A 2,837-nucleotide genomic window follows, 5' to 3' on the forward strand; every position below is an offset into this window, starting at 1 on the left:
CGTCACTTCCGATCACAGTATCGGTACGCACCAAGTCGGCAAGCCACTCGGCGAAAGGGCGAAGCACGCGCTCGGCCGCCTCTTGAATGTTCAGCAGCGTACTGCGGGAAAGGTAAAGCCCGCACTCGGAGAACATGTCTTCTTGGCGATAGATTGGCAGGTGATAACTGAGTCGGTTCGCGATGATCGCCGCGGCAAACGAGATGTCGTAGCGATTGCCTTGTAGGAGCGTCGCCGGACGTTCGGCCTGAAAGACGCCGGACTCAGGTTCGCCGGGACGAGCGTACTTCGGATAGATCGTTCGAATGACATAGACTTTCGCTCGCGTGTAATGGGCTGACTCGACGATGTCCTCGCCTATTCGAACCAAGCCTTCTTTCTGCTCTTCGCTCAGGTCAACGACAACCTCTTTACGCTCCAAGCCATCGGGGAACCGTTCTTTTGGATTGCGACGCTTCGGCGGTTTCTTCCCTCCGCCGGTGCGGTTGTTTTCTAAGACCGCTTGTTCGATGCCGTCGCGTGCGTCATCGACTTGGGCTTGGTTGGCAAACTCGAACTTCAATTGATCAGGGTCTTCGAATCGCTCGCTCGTCCGCCCGAACAGACGGCGAATCAAAGCATCCAGTTCCGCGCGGCTCTTCTTCAGTTTGCTTTGCAGATCCGCCTTTTCTTGTTTCAAGTCTTCGTTGGCGGCGACAAGTTCTTTTGCGTTTTGGACCAATGACTCGTTGGCCTTGGTGAGCGTTTCGCAACGCGCCCTCAGCTCGCTGACTTGTTCAGCCAGTGTTTTCTTTTCGCGTTGAAGTTTCTTCCACTTGTCCATGCGTCAAAGGGTACGAAGGCTTCGAAATCGCGCAATAGCAAATTGGCAAAAGACAACAAAAAAGAGCAAGTTTTCTCGGTTGAAGAAAACTTGCTCTGGCAAAAAGTTCGTTCGCGGCGATTGGCTCAAGCGGCCTTGAGTCGCTTGCGTCGCTTTGCGTTTTCGATCGACACACCTCCAAGCAACATTGCCAACTCGGCGGCGTCAATTTTGACACTGACTTGACCGTTTCGGCTGATCATCTCAAAGCTGCCTTGCTGCAAACTTTTGTACCAAACGACCATTCCATCGGTGTCCCAGTAGAGTGCCTTGATCTTGTCTTTGCGTCGATTGATAAACAGGAACAGGCTTCCGTCGTTTGGCTTTCTTTGCAGCTCACTGCGAACGATCCCGGAGAGACCTGAAAATCCCTTCCTCATGTCGGTCGGTTTGCTGTAGAGGAAAATGTCGTTGTTGGTTGGCAGTGCGATCATGCGTTTGCTCCTTGGTCGTCCCGGCGAAGGCGATCGACGATGTGCAGCAACGTTTCAGTGTCGCGCGAATCGACTTCGATCCGGGTGCCACATCCGAAATGGACCGTGGTGGCGTAATTGGGGACGGGCCTCACTTGAGCGATTTCGACTTTAAGAAATCCGTCGGCGTGATCGCCTGACTTGAGTCGCCGCCGCCAGGCATAGAACGAAGCGGTCGAGACTTCGTGGAGCTCGCAGAATTCCGCAATCGAGCAATCTGTATCGTCGTAGCTTCGGATCAAGCGCTGCCAGCGTTGTCGGACAGCGGGGTCGGGCATTCGGGCCATGGGAACCTCCAGGCAGGGTGAGTGAAAACCCACCAGCCTACGCCAGCCGTCAACAATGGTTCCCCCGGGCGCTTACGTATGAACGGGATTTGCTCTTTTGATGATTTTCGCAATTTTCGACTAATGCGATCCGTTTCAGATCCTATTGTTGTTGCGTTTGCCGATGGGCAGTTGGGCCTCGGATCGACGACGCAACGAATGCTCTGTATTGATTCGCCGACATGGACAGAGAACTACGGACGTTGCACAATCTATGGATTCGCACCCAAACGCGGCTATGACCATCGAACGGTGGTTGCTGTGGACGACCGCGTGGTCTCGGCGCGTGTTGGCAGCTGCACATGGGGATGGACGTTCTTCGATGAAACGCCGACTGATGTTGCAGATTCCGTTGGGGTCGTGCGTGGATTGCGCGACGCGATTGAACGGATGCCCGAATATGCTGCCATACTCCAGCCACTCTTGGACGACCAGCTTTCCTCACTCGAATTACAATCAACTGCGGAGACCGGACGGGCAGAACAATGAAATGCACGCGAGGACGGGAGTCGCGGTTCTTGGTCTGCTTGCAAGTCGTTCGCCCGTCCCGCGTGATTTCTAACGTTCGCCATCACGACTAATGCCCCACAACACAAACCCTTATCATTCGACCGTCACGCTGCCTGACAACAATCATGAGCCGTTGACCGTTGTCCACCGTGCGCGGCTGCTCTGGCGCTTGGCATATTTGTATCCGCTCTTTGTGCTCTGCGCGTTTTACGGAACATGGTTGTGTGCATGGTCGGGTCTTGGGCACATGCCGCGACCAAATCTGGATGACCCTTCATCAATCGACGGTATTACGCGGATCGTACATCACGTTCCTGCAATCCTTATCATGGCAATGCCCGTCCTCAGCCCACTGGGATTCGCTGCGTCGTTTTTCTTGCCCCACAACCGGAATCGTGGCTGGAAAGCTGCTACACAATGCATGCTCGCATTGCTTTATTTAGCCGTGTGCATGATTGCCCTGAAAATTCTATGGGCCGACCCCGGTCGCGTTGTTGAATGGTATTTTGATTAGCGTCTACACGAAGGGCAATCGGACTCGCACCGCCCAGTTTGCGATCATCCTTTGGCGAACAATGCGATGAACCGAAGTCGCGGTAGCCGAGCGATTTCACAATGGACAATCAACTCCCGCGACTCGGTTATCGCGGACGTTGAACTTAATCG

Annotated in this window: 5 protein-coding genes; 2 read left to right on the forward strand and 3 right to left on the reverse strand. The window is 54.2% G+C overall.

Translation table 11 applies throughout. From position 1 onward, the window contains the following. The 3 genes from NZK35_RS15255 to tnpA all read right to left on the reverse strand — a co-directional run. The coding region (locus NZK35_RS15255; protein ID WP_259633400.1) for an IS66 family transposase at positions 1 to 823 on the reverse strand (823 nt) is incomplete at its 3' end. A gap of 125 nt (positions 824 to 948) precedes the next feature. After that, the gene (tnpB, locus tag NZK35_RS15260; protein WP_259633401.1) at positions 949 to 1,296 is read right to left on the reverse strand and encodes an IS66 family insertion sequence element accessory protein TnpB; all 348 of its coding nucleotides are present in this window, start codon (positions 1,294 to 1,296) and stop codon (positions 949 to 951) included. Next, positions 1,293 to 1,622, reverse strand: coding sequence for an IS66 family insertion sequence element accessory protein TnpA (gene tnpA, locus NZK35_RS15265; RefSeq protein ID WP_259633402.1), 330 nt, complete (start codon positions 1,620 to 1,622; stop codon positions 1,293 to 1,295). Before tnpA ends, tnpB begins: the two co-directional genes overlap by 4 nt. Before the next feature lie 21 nt (positions 1,623 to 1,643). Between tnpA and NZK35_RS15270 the strand changes: the two genes are divergently transcribed. Further along, positions 1,644 to 2,150, forward strand: a complete 507-nt coding sequence (locus NZK35_RS15270) for a hypothetical protein (RefSeq protein ID WP_259633403.1) — start codon at positions 1,644 to 1,646, stop codon at positions 2,148 to 2,150. Between the two features lie 91 nt (positions 2,151 to 2,241). Further along, positions 2,242 to 2,685 carry a hypothetical protein gene (locus NZK35_RS15275; RefSeq protein WP_259633404.1) on the forward strand — a complete coding sequence of 148 codons (444 nt, stop codon included), beginning with the start codon at positions 2,242 to 2,244 and terminating at the stop codon, positions 2,683 to 2,685. Positions 2,686 to 2,837: the final 152 nt, after the last annotated feature.

The sequence above is a fragment of the Stieleria sedimenti genome (genome assembly GCF_025060895.1).
GTDB lineage: Bacteria > Planctomycetota > Planctomycetia > Pirellulales > Pirellulaceae > Stieleria > Stieleria sedimenti.

Bases quoted from the DNA above. Each gene is read 5' to 3' on its own strand.
- tnpA (WP_259633402.1), bottom strand. From the start codon at position 1,622: ATGGCCCGAATGCCCGACCCCGCTGTCCGACAACGCTGGCAGCGCTTG.
- tnpB (WP_259633401.1), bottom strand. From the start codon at position 1,296: ATGATCGCACTGCCAACCAACAACGACATTTTCCTCTACAGCAAACCG.
- NZK35_RS15275 (WP_259633404.1), top strand. From the start codon at position 2,242: ATGCCCCACAACACAAACCCTTATCATTCGACCGTCACGCTGCCTGAC.